This window comes from Pseudorhodobacter turbinis, assembly GCF_005234135.1.
GTDB lineage: Bacteria > Pseudomonadota > Alphaproteobacteria > Rhodobacterales > Rhodobacteraceae > Pseudorhodobacter > Pseudorhodobacter turbinis.
Genome location: NZ_CP039964.1, coordinates 1,973,595 through 1,989,070 on the forward strand (window position 1 = coordinate 1,973,595; position 15,476 = coordinate 1,989,070).

Annotated in this window: 15 protein-coding genes and 1 tRNA gene; 7 read left to right on the top strand and 9 right to left on the bottom strand. The window is 59.4% G+C overall.

Translation table 11 applies throughout. The annotated features are described in order from the left end of the window. The first annotated feature begins 41 nt into the window (after positions 1 to 41). Positions 42 to 1,559 (top strand): bifunctional metallophosphatase/5'-nucleotidase, encoded by a 1,518-nt coding sequence (locus EOK75_RS09490; RefSeq protein ID WP_137193738.1) that lies wholly within the window; start codon positions 42 to 44, stop codon positions 1,557 to 1,559. Between the two features lie 108 nt (positions 1,560 to 1,667). Beyond that, positions 1,668 to 1,741: transfer RNA gene (locus EOK75_RS09495), tRNA-Gly, on the top strand. 50 nt (positions 1,742 to 1,791) lie between these two features. Here the strand turns inward: EOK75_RS09495 and EOK75_RS09500 are convergent. Genes EOK75_RS09500 through fabA form a run of 3 tightly spaced genes read right to left on the bottom strand, consistent with a single transcriptional unit; the run spans position 1,792 to position 4,369 of the window. Further along, the gene (locus EOK75_RS09500; RefSeq protein WP_137193739.1) at positions 1,792 to 2,583 is read right to left on the bottom strand and encodes an enoyl-ACP reductase FabI; all 792 of its coding nucleotides are present in this window, start codon (positions 2,581 to 2,583) and stop codon (positions 1,792 to 1,794) included. A gap of 3 nt (positions 2,584 to 2,586) precedes the next feature. Beyond that, positions 2,587 to 3,813 carry a beta-ketoacyl-ACP synthase I gene (gene fabB / locus EOK75_RS09505; protein ID WP_137193740.1) on the bottom strand — a complete coding sequence of 409 codons (1,227 nt, stop codon included), beginning with the start codon at positions 3,811 to 3,813 and terminating at the stop codon, positions 2,587 to 2,589. Positions 3,814 to 3,859: 46 nt separating this feature from the next. After that, complete coding sequence (fabA, locus tag EOK75_RS09510) at positions 3,860 to 4,369, bottom strand: bifunctional 3-hydroxydecanoyl-ACP dehydratase/trans-2-decenoyl-ACP isomerase (RefSeq protein WP_050527466.1); 510 nt, start codon at positions 4,367 to 4,369, stop codon at positions 3,860 to 3,862. Between the two features lie 154 nt (positions 4,370 to 4,523). Between fabA and irr the strand changes: the two genes are divergently transcribed. Then, the gene (irr, locus tag EOK75_RS09515; RefSeq protein WP_137193741.1) at positions 4,524 to 4,940 is read left to right on the top strand and encodes a Fur family transcriptional regulator Irr; all 417 of its coding nucleotides are present in this window, start codon (positions 4,524 to 4,526) and stop codon (positions 4,938 to 4,940) included. Between the two features lie 9 nt (positions 4,941 to 4,949). After that, complete coding sequence (locus tag EOK75_RS09520) at positions 4,950 to 5,621, top strand: DUF2161 domain-containing phosphodiesterase (RefSeq protein WP_137193742.1); 672 nt, start codon at positions 4,950 to 4,952, stop codon at positions 5,619 to 5,621. Between the two features lies 1 nt (position 5,622). On the opposite strand, the gene iolG is transcribed toward EOK75_RS09520, so the two are convergent. Genes iolG through iolD form a run of 5 tightly spaced genes read right to left on the bottom strand, consistent with a single transcriptional unit; the run spans position 5,623 to position 11,149 of the window. Then, on the bottom strand, positions 5,623 to 6,609 hold the full coding sequence (gene iolG / locus EOK75_RS09525; RefSeq protein WP_137193743.1) for an inositol 2-dehydrogenase: 987 nt from the start codon (positions 6,607 to 6,609) through the stop codon (positions 5,623 to 5,625). A 3-nt stretch (positions 6,610 to 6,612) separates the two neighbouring features. Beyond that, the gene (locus EOK75_RS09530) at positions 6,613 to 7,455 is read right to left on the bottom strand and encodes a class II fructose-bisphosphate aldolase (RefSeq protein WP_137193744.1); all 843 of its coding nucleotides are present in this window, start codon (positions 7,453 to 7,455) and stop codon (positions 6,613 to 6,615) included. After that, positions 7,452 to 8,291: a 5-deoxy-glucuronate isomerase gene (locus EOK75_RS09535; RefSeq protein ID WP_137193745.1), complete on the bottom strand. Its 840-nt coding sequence runs from the start codon at positions 8,289 to 8,291 to the stop codon at positions 7,452 to 7,454. The genes EOK75_RS09530 and EOK75_RS09535 overlap by 4 nt, the downstream gene beginning before the upstream one ends. A gap of 11 nt (positions 8,292 to 8,302) precedes the next feature. Further along, entirely contained in the window at positions 8,303 to 9,283 is a 981-nt protein-coding gene (iolC, locus tag EOK75_RS09540) for a 5-dehydro-2-deoxygluconokinase (protein ID WP_137193746.1), read from the bottom strand. Continuing rightward, positions 9,284 to 11,149 (bottom strand): 3D-(3,5/4)-trihydroxycyclohexane-1,2-dione acylhydrolase (decyclizing), encoded by a 1,866-nt coding sequence (iolD, locus tag EOK75_RS09545; protein ID WP_137193747.1) that lies wholly within the window; start codon positions 11,147 to 11,149, stop codon positions 9,284 to 9,286. A 98-nt stretch (positions 11,150 to 11,247) separates the two neighbouring features. Here iolD and EOK75_RS09550 point away from each other — a divergent pair, with 98 nt between their 5' ends. The 3 genes from EOK75_RS09550 to EOK75_RS09560 are packed head-to-tail and all read left to right on the top strand — an operon-like array spanning position 11,248 to position 14,399. After that, a complete protein-coding gene (locus tag EOK75_RS09550; RefSeq protein WP_137193748.1) occupies positions 11,248 to 12,345 on the top strand; it encodes a Gfo/Idh/MocA family protein in 1,098 nt (365 codons plus the stop codon). 19 nt (positions 12,346 to 12,364) lie between these two features. Beyond that, positions 12,365 to 13,255 (top strand): TIM barrel protein, encoded by an 891-nt coding sequence (locus EOK75_RS09555; protein ID WP_137193749.1) that lies wholly within the window; start codon positions 12,365 to 12,367, stop codon positions 13,253 to 13,255. 10 nt (positions 13,256 to 13,265) lie between these two features. Further along, positions 13,266 to 14,399, top strand: coding sequence for a Gfo/Idh/MocA family protein (locus EOK75_RS09560; RefSeq protein WP_137193750.1), 1,134 nt, complete (start codon positions 13,266 to 13,268; stop codon positions 14,397 to 14,399). Positions 14,400 to 14,402: 3 nt separating this feature from the next. On the opposite strand, the gene EOK75_RS09565 is transcribed toward EOK75_RS09560, so the two are convergent. Further along, on the bottom strand, positions 14,403 to 15,401 hold the full coding sequence (locus tag EOK75_RS09565) for a LacI family DNA-binding transcriptional regulator (RefSeq protein WP_137193751.1): 999 nt from the start codon (positions 15,399 to 15,401) through the stop codon (positions 14,403 to 14,405). Positions 15,402 to 15,476: the final 75 nt, after the last annotated feature.

Sequence of the window (15,476 nt, forward strand, 5' to 3'; positions counted from 1 at the left end):
CGGGCGTAAAGATACGGGCATAAACCGATAGGAGTACGGCTATGACCATCCTGACCAAGGGCTTTTTAACAGTGGCACTGGGGGCGAGCGCTTTGGTGGCGCTTCCGCAGGCCACGCTGGCCGAGACGGTAAAACTGACGCTGCTGGGCGTGGGCGATATTTACAACTTTTCCGATGACAACGGGCGCGGCGGCTTTGCGCGGCTGAACGCGGTGGCAAAGGCAGAACGCGCGGCCAACCCCAATACGATCTATGTGTTTGACGGCGATATGCTGTCGCCCTCGATCCTTTCGGGGTTCGACAAGGGGCAAAACACGATTGAGCTGACCAACCTAGAGCCCTTCGATTTGGCGGTTCCCGGCAACCATGAGTTTGATTTCGGGCCAGAAAATTTCTCGGCCAAGATGGAGGCGTCGAACTACCCTTGGGCGGCGGTGAATATCTCGCAGGCGGATGGCTCGCCTTTGCCCGGTCTGGGCGGTGTGATGATGAAGGAGGTGGCGGGGCTGACGGTCGCGCTTATTCCGGTGGCGCAGGATACCTCGCCCACGGTTGCCTCGACCGGTGATCTGATCTTTGGGCCAACGGTGGATATGGGTGTCGATGCGGCGCGTCAGGCGCGGGAGGATGGCGCGGATCTGGTGATCGGTGTGGTTCAGACCGACAAGCGCAATGATGAGCTGTTGATTGCTTCCAAGGCTTTTGACGTGATCCTGTCGGGCGATGATCATAGCTATGGCACCTCATATGACGGGATCACGGCCTATGTCGAAACCTCGATCGATGCGCGGTTTGTGGCGCCATTGGACCTTTACGTCGATGTGACCGAGAAGGACGGCAAGCGGACCGTGTCCTGGACGCCGATCTTTCGCTTTATCGACACGGTGAATGTCGAACCCGATCCCGAAAGCCAAGCGATGGTAGAGGCCTTTCAGGCGCAGCTTGACGACAGTCTCAACATTGCCTTGGGCACGACCGAGAATATACTCGATTCCCGCCGCAACGTGATCCGCGGAGAGGAATCCGCGATGGGAAACCTGATTGCAGATGCGATCCGCGATGCGACTGGGGCCGATATCGGGCTGGCCAATGGGGGCGGTATTCGTGGCGATACGACCCATGAGGCAGGCAAAGAATTGACCCGCCGTGATATCTTGACAGAGCTACCCTTTGGCAATGTGACCGTTTTGACCGAGCTTCCGGGCAGTCAGGTGCTTGCCGCCTTTGAAAACGGCGTAAGCCAGTTTGAAAAAGGGGCAGGGCGTTTCTTGCAGCTTTCGGGCGCATCGATTGTGTTTGATCCGACCGCCCCCGCCGGTTCGCGCATTGTCGAGGCGCTTGTGGATGGTGCGCCTTTGGATGTCGACAAGCTCTATAAGGTTGCGGCCAATGATTACATCTTGGATGGCGGTGACGGGTTTGACGCCTTGGGCGGCGGCAAAGTGCTGATCAATGCCGGTAACGGCAATCTGATGGCGAATGACGTGATGGATTACATCACCAAGATGGGCGGTGTGAACAGCAAGGTCGAGGGCCGGGTAAAGCAACTGGGCCAGTAACAGGTGTCGCACAGGCCGCGCAGATATTGCGGCCTGTGCTTTTTAGGATGCGTGTTTTCCCAATGTGTGCTTGCACAGGGCTGGCGGGTTGATTATATCTACCCCAGCGCGGGTGTTGTGTAATGGTAAGACCCTAGCCTTCCAAGCTAGAGACACGGGTTCGATTCCCGTCACCCGCTCCAATCCTGAAACTTTGATCACGCAGCCGCTTTACGCGGCCACGCGAAGGTCGTTAGCTGATGTTTTCGGCGCGGGGCATGCCCAAGACGTGATAACCGCCATCAACGCGAACAATCTCGCCGGTGGTGTGCATTCCGTAATCGGACGCCAGAAACACCGCCGTACCGCCAACCGAATCGAGGGTGGCGTTGGTTTTCAGGGGCGCATTCGCCTCGGTGTGCCGGTAAGTTGCGCGTGCACCGCCAATGGCCGCCCCCGCCAGCGTTTTCATCGGGCCGGGGGAAATCGCGTTTACACGGATCTTTTGCGACCCAAGGTCAGCCGCCAGATAGCGCACCGAGGCCTCCAACGCCGCCTTGGCCACACCCATGACGTTGTAATTTGGCGTCACACGGTTGGAACCGCCATAGGTCATCGTCATCAGGCAACCACCATCAGGCATCAGCTCCGCCGCACGGCGCGACACGTCGATGAAGGAAAAGCAGCTGATATCCAGCGATTGCTTGAAGTTCGCGCGGCTGGTGTTGCTGATCCGGCCTGTCAGCTCGTTCTTGTCGGAATAGGCGATGGCATGGACCAGAAAGTCGATGCTGCCCCATTCGTCCTTGATCCGCTGGAATGCCAGATCAAGCGAGGCATCATCGGTGACATCAACATCCACCATCAGGTTGGACCCGACGCTTGCGGCCAGCGGCTCCAACCGCTTGCCGAAGGCCTCGCCTTGATAGGTGAAGGCAAGCTCTGCCCCCTCGGCCGCCAGCGCGCGCGCGCAGCCCCAAGCGATGGATCGCTCATTGGCGACGCCCATCACAAGGCCCCGCTTGCCCTTCATCAGATCGGCCATGGATTAACCCTTGTATTTGCTCATCAAAAGCGTGGCATTGGTGCCGCCGAACCCGAAAGAGTTGGACATAATGCTATCATGATCTGCGTCACGATATTCGGTGGCGATTTCCTCGGGCTTCAGCTCGGGGTCCAGCTGGGTGATATTGGCGGATGCGGTGATAAAGCCGCCCTGCATCATCAAGAGCGAATAAATCGCCTCATGCACGCCGGTCGCACCCAGCGAATGCCCCGTCAGCGATTTGGTCGAAGAGATCGGCGGAACCGAGCCGTCGCCAAAGACGCGGCGGATGGCCTTTACCTCGGTCACATCGCCCGCAGGGGTCGAGGTGCCATGCGCGTTGATATAGGTAACGCGGCGGCCCTCGGGCAGGGTGGACATCGCCAGCTTCATTGACCGTTCGCCGCCCTCACCTGACGGCGCAACCATATCGGCTCCGTCGGATGTGGCACCATAGCCGGTCACTTCGCCGTAAATTTTGGCACCGCGGGCCAGCGCGTGGTTCAGTTCCTCAAGCACAACGACACCGCCACCGCCGGCAATGACAAAGCCGTCACGGGTGGCGTCAAAGGCGCGGGCGGCCAGCTCTGGCGTGTCGTTATACTTGCTGCTCATCGCGCCCATGGCGTCGAAGAGGCAGGACAGCGTCCAGTCGAGTTCCTCACCACCGCCGGCAAAGACGATGTCTTGTTTGCCCATCTGGATCAGTTCGGTGCCGTTGCCGATGCAATGCGCCGAGGTGGAGCAGGCGGAGGTGATGGAATAGTTCACGCCCTTGATCTTGAACGGCGTGGCAAGGCAGGCCGAGTTGGTCGAGGACATGCAGCGGGTGACCATAAACGGCCCCATCCGCTTGGGCGCGCCCTTTTCGATCACAATGTTATGCGCCTGGAAGAAATTCGAGGTCGACGGCCCGCCGGACCCCATGATCAGGCCGGAACGCTCATTCGATACGTCCGAGGCTTCAAGCCCCGCATCCGCAATCGCCTGTTCCATCGCGATGAAGTTATAGGCCGCACCGGGGCCCATAAAGCGCAGGTCACGCTTGTCGATATGATCCTCGAGCGTGATCTGCGGCATGCCGTGGATCTGGCTACGAAAGCCATGTTCGGCATATTGGGGGGCCGCAACGATGCCGGATTTTCCGGTCCGCAAGGAGGCCTCGACCTCGGCCGCGTTATTGCCGATGGATGACACGATACCGAGACCGGTGATGACGACGCGACGCATGGGCGCTCTCCTTATTTCAAATCGTTTGGGATCAGCTCTTGGACCGTTAGCTCTCGGACAGGGCGACCTTCATATCCTTGACGAGGTAAATCACCTCGCCATCCGCTTCGACGCGGCCATCAGCGACACCCATGGTCAGGCGACGGGTCTGGATGGCCTTGGTAAAGTCGACGTAATAGCGCAGCATCTTACGCTCTGGGCGCACCATGCCCGTCAGCTTGACCTCACCGACGCCAAGCGCATAGCCGCGCCCCTGCCAGCCGCGCCAGCCAAGGTTAAAGCCGGTCAACTGCCACAAGCCATCAAGGCCAAGACAGCCGGGCATGATCGGGTTGCCCGGAAAGTGGCAATCAAAGAACCACAGGTCGGGGGTGATGTCGAATTCCGCCACGATATGGCCCTTGCCGTGTTCGCCGCCATCGCCCGAAACCTCGGTGATGCGGTCCATCATCAGCATGGGGGGTGCAGGCAATTGTGCATTGCCGGGGCCGAACAATTCACCGCGTGCGCATTTCAGCAGGTCTTCTTTATCGAAACTTGTTGGATATTGCGTCATGCGGCAACGTCCCTCCCTGTGACTGGTCTTTGTACTCCATTATCATCCGGATTTACCGACTGGCAAGTGCGGGTAGGCCGTGGGAATGCGGTATCGGCTTGAAAATTGGTGCAGAAGCGCCCTATATAGGGGTTGAAAATAAGGTAATTGACCCATGTATGAACTGGCACTGAAACGCGGAACGGAATGGCTGGCCATTGGCGGCTTGCGTCCGACACGTCAGCGCGTTGCACTGGCCAGCCTGCTTGTGGGCGATGGCGAGGATCGTCACGTCACCGCCGAAAGCCTGTTTGCCGCCTCTACCAAGTCGGGCGAAGGGGTCAGCCTTGCCACGGTTTACAACACCCTGCGCGCCTTTTGTGAGGCGGGGTTGATGCAAGAAGTCGTCGTGGACGGGTCGAAAAGCTATTTCGATACGCGGATGGATGATCATCCCCATTTCTATTGGGAAGACACCTGCGAGCTGACCGATGCCCCTGTTGACCAGCTTGAGATCACGCGCCTGCCCGACCTGCCCGCGGGCACAGAGATTGCCAAGGTCGACGTGGTGATCCGCCTGCGCAAGGTATAATGCGCGGCAATGGTGCCCAAACGCGAGGCAGATCTTTACGCCCCCCTCAAGGCCTATCTGATACAGCAGGGCTATGACGTAAAAGCCGAGATCGGCGATTGCGATATCATGGCACGGCGCGGCGATGAGCCGCCGGTGGTGGTGGAGATGAAGCTGACGTTCTCGCTGCAACTGGTGATGCAGGGGGTGGCGCGGCAGGGGATGTTCGACCATGTCTATCTGGCGGTGCCGGTCTCCAAGGGGTGGAAGCTGCGCTACCGTGATATCATCACGCTGTGCCGCAGGCTGTCGCTGGGCTTGCTTGCCGTTGGTCCCAAGGGGGTAGAGGCACATCTGGACCCCGCCTCCTATGCGCCCAAGATCAAGACCAAAGCCGCTGCAAAACTGCTGCGCGAATTTGACCGCCGTGTGGGCGATCCGAATGAGGGCGGGATCACCGGTGTCAAAAAGATGACCGCTTACCGTCAGGATGCGATCCGCTGTGCGCGGCATTTGCGCGCGGGGCCCTGCAAGGCGGCGCATGTGGCTAAGGCCACCGGCGTGACGCGGGCGGGTAATTTGATGCGCCACGATCACTATGGCTGGTTCGAACGTGTTTCGCTGGGGATTTATACACTGACGCCAAAGGGCAGCGCCGCCCTGCACGATTATGCAGGGCAGGCGGTTGAAGCCGACCTCTAGGTCAAAGCTTGACCGGAAGCCCGGATGCAAGCGACTCTGTCGCGGCATCGGCCAGAAGCTGTGCCTGTAAACCATCCAAGATTGAGGGCGATTGTGCGGTGCTTGTCTGTAGCGCCGTGATAAATTGCAGCAGCTCGGCCATATAGGCCGCTTGATAGCGTTGCAAAAAGAAATGCTGCGCTGGCGCGGTGCGAAAACCGGCCTCGGTCGCAAGTTCCACCATATGCTCGCGCTGGTTTTCGGCCCGCAGCATACCTTTTGCACCATGCACCTCGATACGCTGATCATAGCCATAGCTGGCCCTGCGCGAGTTGCTGATCTGGCAGATCTTGCCGGTGGCCGTGGTCAGCACTACCGCCGCCGTATCAACATCCCCCGCCTTGGCAATTTCCGGATTAACAAGGGCGGCACCGGTGGCAAAGATGGTGACCGGGTCTTCCCCCAGCAAGAAGCGCGCCACGTCGAAATCGTGGATCATCATATCGCGGAAAATCCCGCCCGAAGATTTGATATAGGACAGCGGCGGCGGAGCAGGGTCGCGTGATAGGATGGTCACGATTTCCACCGCGCCGATATCGCCCGCCGCGATCCTTGCCTGCAAATGCGCAAAGCTGGGATCGAACCGGCGGTTGAACGCGGTCATGAAAGGGGTGTTATGCTTGGTCACCACGGCGATGCAATCGCGGATACGGGCAGCCGACATATCAACCGGCTTTTCGCAAAAGATCGCTTTGCCGGCGCGGGCGGCGGCTTGGATGATGTCGTAATGCGTGTCGGTGGGGGTGCCGATGATGATGGCGTCAATGCCTTCATGACCGATGATCTCATCGGTCGAAAGCACCGCGGCACCGGTCTTTGCGGCCAAGGCCTGTGCGGCATTCGGAAAGGCATCGGCAACCGCGACCAGCTGCGCATCGGGGATCCGCATGATGGACTCCGCATGCACTTGCCCGATGCGGCCACAGCCCAAGAGACCGATTCTTATCATGGTTCAAACCTTTGCTTTTGCGGCGCCGAAGGCGCGCAGGACGGTACGGGTGGCGGCGACCAGCGGCGCATGGGTTTCCGACAGGATCTGCACCCGGTCAAAGCGGTTCGGGTCGCTGTTGACCGCCTCGCGCAGGGCGGCCCCGAAGGCCATGCGCAATTCGGTGCCGATGTTGAATTTGCAGATCTTGGACCCTTGGGCAAGCGCGATACGCTGCGCCAGCGGCACGCCAGAGCCACCGTGAATAACCAGCGGCACGGTTGTCACCGCCTCGATCGCGCGGATGCGGGCCATGTCCAGCCCGCCCTCCTTGTCCTGCTGCAAATGCACATTCCCGACCGAGATCGCCATGGCATCAACCCGGGAATCGCGCGCAAAGATCGCGGCCTCTTCGGGGTCGGTGCCGGTGGAATGTTCGCCACTGGCATAGCCGACAAAGCCGATCTCACCCTCGCATGAAATGCCGGCAGCATGGGCCATTTCCGCAACTGCCGCCGTTTCATCGATGTTTTGCTGCAAGGGTTTGCGCGACCCGTCATACATCAACGAGGTAAATCCCGCATCAAGTGCCTCGCGGCATTCGGCCATCGTGTATCCGTGATCGAGGTGGGCGACGACCGGAACGCTGGCACCCTCGGCCAGATGCCGGAACATCTTGCCCAAGATCGGCAAAGGGGTGTGGGCGCGGCATGAGGGGCCTGCCTGCAAAATGACGGGGCAGCCCTCTGCCTCGGCGGCGGCCACATAGGCGCGCATATCCTCCCATCCAAGGGTCACCAGCCCCGCCACCGCATAGCCACCTTTGAGCGCAGGCTGAAGCGCCTCTGATAATGTGACAAGGCTCATTTGAACTTGGCCACCATGTCTTTGATCCCGGGGATCGTTTCGATCTGATAGGCGTGGGTGGGCTGGAAATATTGCACCAAGGACCGCTGGCTCAGACCGCCGAGGATGGTGAAATAATACATCTCATAGCCGGGCATCACGGCGCAGGGGTGATAGCCCTTGTCGATACAAACGGTGGAGCGGTCCATAAGCTGATAGGCGTCGCCGGGCTTGCCCTCTTCGCGCTGAAGGATTTGCACGCCCGAACCGTGGTTGGGCTTGAACCGGAAGTTATAGGTTTCATCGTGACGGGTTTCATGCGGAAGCCGGTCGGTGTCATGCTTATGCGCCGGAAAGCCGGACCAGCCGCCTTGGCCAACGGTGAACAATTCGCTGACCAGCAGGCGGCCGACTTTGTCGTGCTGTTTCTGGCCAAGGATGTGCTTGATTTTACGGTGGGTTTTGGTGTCATCGCTGCCGTATTGCACCTTGTCCAGCTCGGCCACGCGCACATCGAAGGGGTCCAGTACCTTGTCATATCTTGCGCCGGCGATGAAGGTTTCGGTGTCACGGGTGGCCACAATCGTCACCTTGGCGCCGACGGGCACATAAACGCCCTCGGGCTCTCCGTCCCAGACATCTTGCGTGCGGTTTCCGATTGCTTGGAACGTCACGCCCTCAACATCGATATCGACGGTGCCGGTGGCGGGGACGATGCAGGTTTCATAGCCGGGCACCTGATATTCAAAGGCCTCCCCCGCCTTGAGCGTCACGATGTTGAAGTAATTGAGCGGGACTGTCGGATCGTCGGCATCCACGATGGGTTTGTTCTTATTGTCATGGGGCGCAATATGCATTGGACGTTCCTTTAAATGGCATCAGTTGGGCCGGGATGACCGGCAAGAAAGTGATCGAGATCGGCAGGGTAGGGCATAGCGGGGGCGCAGCCTGGCTTGGCCACCACAATCGCTGCACAGGCCGAACCGCGCAGCACAGCCGTTTTCAGGTCATGGCCGCCTGCAAGCCCGGTCAGGAAACCGGCCATAAAGCTGTCGCCCGCGCCGGTGGGTTTAAGGGCGGTTACGGGGTAAATGCCGGTGCGCAGGGCCTCGCCGTCGCGAAATGTCACCGCGCCATGCTCGCCCATTTTATAGACGACGATCCCCGCGCTGCTGAGGGATAATTCGCGGGCCATCGCAAGGCCCTTATCCTTGTCACCGGCCATAAAGCCGAACTCGTCGTCATTGCCGATGATCACATCCGACATCGCCCCCGCCTTGGACAGAACCTCGGCAGCGACTTCGCGGCTGGGCCAGCTATAGGGGCGGTAATCGACGTCAAAGATGATCGGAAGGCCTGCCGCGCGGGCCAGCTCAAACGCGCGGAAGGTGGCGCTGCGCGAGGGTTCAGCGGCAAAGACGGTGCCTGCCGTAATCAGCGCGCAGAACTGGCTGTAATCCACGGCCTCGACGTCTTCTGCGGTCATTTCAAAATCAGCGGCACCGTTGCGGTAGATCACGGATTGATGCCCCGCCACACGACTTTCATATAGCGCCAGCGAGTTGCGCGCCTCGCCGCCCACGGGGGTGACATAGGTGGTGTCAACGCAGTAATGACGCAGCTTGTTGATGCAGAACCGGCCAACCGCATCATCAGACACACGTGTCACCAATGCGGCCTGACCGCCCAGTTTGACAATCCCCGCCGCAATATTGGCCGATGATCCGCCCATATCGGCGGTGAAGGTATCGGCATCCTCGGTCGCGATGCCGGGGCCGGGAAAGAGATCCATGCCGACGCGGCCGACGACGACGAAACGGTTCTTCTTGATGGCGGCGATCAGGTCCATTCAGACGCCCTTCCGCTGTTTGCTGCGCGAGGATTCGACCTCAAGGTGCTTTTCGGCGACTTTCGGGTTGTTGGTGATGTGCGGTGTGCCAACCTCCCACCAAGTGTGGCCTTGGGTTGTCCAGCCGTCATAAGGGTCGACCTGCATGACGATAACGCTGGTCTTATCGGCGGCTTTGGCGCGCAAGAACGCCTGCCCCAGTTCGGTGGCATTAGAGACGGTTTCAGCATTGGCCCCCATGGCCCGCGCATGGGATTCGAAATCCACGGCAAAGGGGGCGGGGACGGTCGGGCTGTCGGCGATCAGGTTGTTGAAGCTGTGGTTGCCGGTGTTGTTTTGCAGCTTGTTGATGACCGCGAAACCGCCGTTATCCAGCAGCAGAACGATCAGTTTGCGCTGGGTCAGAACCGATGAATAAATATCGGAGTTAAGCATCAGATAGGACCCGTCACCGGTAAAGACGATAGTATCCTGTTCCGGTTCCCGCTCATGTTGTGCGATGCGTGCGCCCCAGCCGCCTGCGATTTCATAGCCCATGCAGGAAAAGCCGAATTCGACATCGACGGTGCCGATGTCTTTGGTTTGCCAATGTGCGGTTACCTCGGCGGGCAGGCCCCCTGCGGCGGCAACGACCCTGTCGCGCGGATCACAAAGGTCGTTCACGGCGCGAATGGCTTGGCAATAAGAATTGGGGCCGTTGCCAGCGGTGGTAATCTCGTCCGTATAACCCACCCATTTTCCGCGTTCTGCCTTGGCAAAACCCGTCCAGTCATCCGGCGCACCGTAGCCTTTGATGGCCTCGGCCATTGCGGTCAGGCCCAGCTTGGCATCCCCGATTACGGGCATCGAGAGGTGCTTCATCGCATCATGCCGCCCCACATTCAGCCCGATGATCTGCGCGTCCTTGGCAAATGCGGTCCACGAACCGGTGGTAAAATCTTGCAAGCGGGTGCCGACGGCCAAAATAACATCCGCACGCTCGGCAATCGCATTGGCGCTGTCGGAGCCTGTTACGCCGACCGGCCCGATATTAAGTGGATGGTCCTGATGCAGGTTCGCACGGCCCGCGATGGTTTCCACGACGGGGATGTTATGGGTGGTGGCGAAATCTGTAAGCTCTGCCACCGCGCGGGAATATTGCACGCCCCCGCCTGCGATGATCATGGGGCGTTTGGCCGATTTTAGCAGGGCAGCGGCATCGGCAACCTCGGCCAGATCGGGGGCTTGCCTGCGGATGCGGTGAACACGTTTGGCAAAGAAGCTTTCGGGGTAATCAAAGGTCCAGCCCTGAACGTCTTGGGGCAAGCCGATAAAGGCGGGGCCGCAATCGGCGGGGTCCAGCATGGTTGCCAGTGCTGCGGGCAGGGACTGCAATATCTGCGCCGGATGGGTGATGCGGTCCCAAAACCGGGTGACGGCCTTGAAGGCGTCATTCACCCCAAGTGTCGGGTTGCCGAAATGCTCCATCTGTTGCAGCACCGGATCGGGCAGACGGGTGACATAGGCATCGCCGCACAGCAGCAGCATCGGCAGGCGGTTGGCGTGGGCAAGGGCGGCGCTGGTCAAAAGGTTGGTCGTTCCCGGCCCCGCACTTGCGGTGCAAAACATGAACCGCTGGCGCAGCCATTGCTTGGAATATCCCGCGGCGGCAAAGCCCATGCTCTGCTCGTTCTGGCCGCGATAAAGCGGCAGGGCATCGCGGGCATCATAAAGCGCCTCGCCCAGACAGGTGACATTGCCGTGGCCGAAAATGCCAAAGCCGCCGCCACAGACGCGCATCTCTTGCCCGTCCACGACGATATATTGATTTGCAAGATATTTGATTATCGCCTGCGCTGTCGTCAACCGAAGGGTGCTGTCCGCCATTTTGTAAATCTTTCTTAAAGCCGCTTGCGCGTTTTCGAATCTCAGGATACAAATTTTGCAACCGGTTGCAAACCAAATTTTTAGTGTCGGGGGGGAATATGACGGAAATCGGGATCGGCATCATTGGTGGCGGCTATATGGGTAAGGCGCATGCCGTGGCCATGTCGGCCGTTGGCGCAACCTTTAATACGACTTTGCGCCCACGGCTGGAGATGATCTGCGCCAGCACGGCTGCCTCGGCCGAACGCTACCGTGCAGCTTACGGATTTGCGCGCGGTACGGATGACTGGCGGGTGTTGGTTCAAGATCCGAAGGTCGAAGCGATTGTGATTGCCTCGCCCCAAGGCACCCACTGCCAGATTGCGCAGGCCGCCTTTGCGCTGGGCAAGCCGGTGTTTTGTGAAAAGCCGCTTGGCGCATCGCTAGAGGATAGCCGTGCCATGGTTCTGGCCGCCGAGGGGAAGGTCAATATGGTTGGCTTTAACTATATTCGCACCCCGGCCAGCCAATTTGCCCGCCAGCTTATTGCTGATGGAGTCATCGGCGATATCACATGGTTTCGCGGCGAGCATACCGAGGATTTTCTGGCCGATCCCGAAAGCCCCGCGACATGGCGCACGGATGGTGCAGCAAATGGCACGATGGGCGATCTTGCCCCCCATATGATAAATGGTGCGCTGGCCTTGATCGGCCCGATTGCCGCGCTTGTGGCCGAGGTGGAAACCGTTCATGCGGCGCGTCCCGGCGGCGCTGTGACCAATGACGATCACGGGCAGATGATGTGCCGTTTTGCCAATGGTGCAATGGGGCAGATGTATTTCAGTCGCGTCGCACATGGACGGAAAATGGGCTATGCCTATGAGGTTACAGGCACAAAAGGCGCGATCCGCTTTGATCAGGAAGATCAGAATGCGCTGTGGCTTTACCGTGCAGATGAGCCCGAGGCCACACGCGGATTTTCGAAAATCCTAACCGGCCCGGCGCATCCCGATTACGCGGCCTTTTGCCAAGGGCCCGGTCACGGTACCGGATATCAGGACCAGATTATCATCGAGGCACATGACTTTTTGCGCGCAATAGAAACCCGAACCCCGGTCTGGCCAACCTTCAAGGACGGCTTGGATGTAAATCAGGTTATTGCGGCGGCAATGGCGTCGTCCCATGCGAAGGCATGGGTTGATGTCACTTCCTTCTGACATTGTGAAAGGCAGTTTAATGACCATTAAAATTGGTAATGCCCCCTGCTCATGGGGTATCGAGTTTCCCAGCGACCCGGCCTATCCCACGTGGCAAAGCGTGTTGGATCAATGTGCTGGCGCGGGCTATAAGGGGATAGAGCTTGGCCCCATCGGCTTCATGCCCGAGGACCCTGCAATCCTTGCGCCCGCCTTGGCCGAACGTGATTTGCAGATCATCGGCGGCGTTGTGTTTCGCGCCTTTCACGACCCTTCGATGTGGGATGACGTAAAGGATGCAAGCCTTCGGACCTGCAAGGCGCTTGTGGCGCATGGCGCGCAGCATTTGGTGCTGATTGACAGCATCTCACCCCGCCGCGCCCCCACTGCCGGACGCGCCGATGAGGCCGAGCAGATGGACGCCGCAGAGTGGGCTGCCTACCGCGACCGCATCGCCACCATCGCCAAAATAGGCGCTGAGGAATACGGGCTGACCGTCGGCATTCACGCCCATGCCGCGGGCTTCATGGACTTTGAGCCGGAGCTGGAGCGCCTGCTGGACGAGGTTGACGAGCGCATCCTGAAAATCTGCTTCGACACCGGCCATCATTCCTATGCGGGCTATGATCCGGTGGCGTTTATGAAGCGTCACATCGACCGGATTTCCTACATGCATTTCAAGGATATTGACCCTGTCGTGAAGGCCGATGTCGTGGCCAGCCGCACCGGTTTTTATAAGGCTTGCGGTCAGGGTATTTTCTGCAACCTCGGGCAGGGGGATGTTGATTTTGCAGCCGTTCGGCAAGTGCTTTTGGATGCCGGGTTTGAGGGATGGTGCACGGTCGAACAAGACTGCGACCCATCCGTTCCCGGCACCCCGTTAGAAGATGCGCGCGCGAACCGTGAATATCTGCAATCTATTGGTTTCTAAGGAATATAACATGACAAAGCTGAAATGGGGCATGATCGGTGGCGGTGAAGGCAGCCAGATTGGCCCGGCCCACCGTTTGGGCGCGCAGGCCGATGGGTTGTTTGAATTTACCGCCGGCGCGCTGGACCACCGTGCCGATGCAGGCCGTGCCTATGCGCAGACGTTGGGCATCGCGCCGGACCGCGCCTATGGCGACTGGCAAGAGATGCTCGCGGGCGAAAAAGACCGTGCCGATCGGGTGGATCTTGTGACCGTGGCAACGCCCAACGCGACCCACTTCCAGATCACCAAAGCCTTCCTTGAGGCTGGGTTCAACGTGCTGTGTGAAAAGCCGATGACCATGACCGTTGAGGAAGGCGAAGAGATCGTGCGCGTGGCCGAAAAGACCGGCAAGATCTGCGCGGTGAACTACTGTTACTCGGCCTATCCCATGGTGCGCCAAGCCCGCGCGATGGTCCGCGCCGGTGAGCTGGGCAAGGTCCGGCTGGTCGTCACTAACTTTAGCCATGGGCACCACGGCGATGCCACGGATGCCGACAATCCGCGTGTGCGCTGGCGCTATGATCCGGCGATGGCGGGGGTGTCCGGGCAATTTGCCGATTGCGGTATTCATGCGCTGCATATGGCTGGTTTCATTGCCGATGATGAGGTGCAAACTCTGTCTGCCGATTTTGCCTCGACAATTTCCAGCCGCGTGCTGGAGGATGACGCGATGGTCAATTTCCGCATGGCGGGGGGCACCGTCGGGCGGCTTTGGACCTCTTCGGTGGCGATCGGGCGTCAGCACGGGTTTGATATCCAGATCTTTGGCGAAACCGGCGGCCTTCGCTGGGCATCCGAGCAACCAAACCAGTTGATCTATACCCCCGTTGGCGGGCGCACGCAGATTATCGAAAAGGGCGAGGGCGGCTTGCACGCCGATGCGCAGCGGCTGTCGCGTGTGTCAATCGCACACCCCGAAGGGTTCCCGCTGGCGGTGGCGAATATCTATTGCGACCTTGCCGATGCGATCCGTGGTGAGCTGCGTGACGGATTGCCAAATGCGGCTGATGGCGTGCGGTCGATGGCGGCGGTTTATGCCGCTGTCGCCTCGGCCAAAGAGCATGGCGCCTGGGTCGATGCCCGCCCGCCGATGTTCCGTTAAACGTCAGGCGCGGGGCCGAAGTGTCCCGCGTTCTACCACATGGCAGGGGAACAGGCGCGCTTCGGGATAGCGGTCGGGTTCATCCAACATTGCGACCATCAGCTCCACCGAGGAGGTGATGATCTGCTTGATCGGCTGGGCAACCGTGGTCAAGGATATGCTTTCCCAACCGGCCATTTCCATATCATTAAGCCCAATGATGCCAATGTCTTGCGGCACCTTTTTGCCGATGTCGCGCAATGCGCTTAACACGCCGATGGACAGCACATCATCGCCACAGAAATAGGCTTCTGCCAGCGGTGCCTTTGACAGGCGGAGCATTTCCATGCGGCCGGCCTTGAAGGAATACGCCTCGGCAAAACTGTGCTGCATGGTAATTTCAGGATGGGCAGCGATGCCGTCACGAAACCCTTGCAGGCGGTCTTGGGTAGAGGTGGCAGATTCCGGCCCGCCCAGAAACCCGACCGTTTTATGGCCCCGCGCGACCAGCTCATACGCGGCCATCCGTCCGGCCTCGATATTGTCGATTCCGACCACATGCACCTGCGGGCTGCTGGAATAGCGGCCAAAGGTATTTACCACGGGAATCATCTTGTCCCGGAACGCTTTGGAAAACGCGGGGGGCAAGGTTGAGGAGGCGACAATCACCCCGTCCACCGAATATTGCTGCAACATGCGCACCGAGTTTTCGGGGTCGGTTTCCGTGCTGAGGTTCACCAGAAGCGGGCGCAATCCTCGATCTTGAAGGCTGCGGGTGAACAGATCAAACACCTCGAGAAAAATCGGATTGTGGAAGTTGTTGGACACAAGCCCGATAAGTTTGGTCCGGCGGGTGGTCAGGCTGCGGGCCAGAAAATTCGGGCTATACCCCAGTTCGGCGGCGGCTTTTTGTACCTTGCGCCGCATCTTTACGGAAACCGATGCGCCGTCGGTAAAGGTCCGTGATACCGCCGAGGTAGAGACGCCCGCCCTGTTTGCCACATCTTTTAGCGTCACTGCCATGTCTTTATTCCATTTTCCGGCTTTTGGTTGGGTATGAATACCCTGTGCAAGATACCTGTGCAGTAGAAAACGTAT